Source organism: Pseudomonas sp. B329 (assembly GCF_023127835.1).
GTDB classification, from domain to species: Bacteria; Pseudomonadota; Gammaproteobacteria; order Pseudomonadales; family Pseudomonadaceae; genus Aquipseudomonas; species Aquipseudomonas synxantha_A.
This window is the reverse complement of record NZ_SPKP01000044.1, coordinates 928-1,139: the sequence shown is the minus strand read 5'-3', so window position 1 is coordinate 1,139 and position 212 is coordinate 928. Positions and strand designations below refer to the sequence as shown.

Here is a 212-nt window from a genome sequence, read left to right as displayed (position 1 = left end):
CCTTGTCGATGGTGTCGTTGATGGTGGTGGTTGCGCCGTTGCCTGCGACTTCCAACTTCTCGAAGTTGCCGCCAGTGGTCTCGGTGATCTTGACGGTCTGGGTGCTCTTATCGATGAACACGTCATCGGTAGGCGCAGGGACAGTCACAGTGCCGACAGTTTCGCCAGCCTTGATGATGATCGACGAACCGTTATCCAACTTCAGCGTGACA

1 protein-coding gene is annotated in these 212 nt (G+C 55.7%); it reads right to left on the bottom strand.

Annotation, left to right across the window (positions count from 1 at the left end; genetic code table 11):
* A partial coding sequence (locus E4P00_RS20615) for an immunoglobulin-like domain-containing protein (protein WP_248132791.1) occupies positions 1-212 on the bottom strand: 212 nt, incomplete at both ends.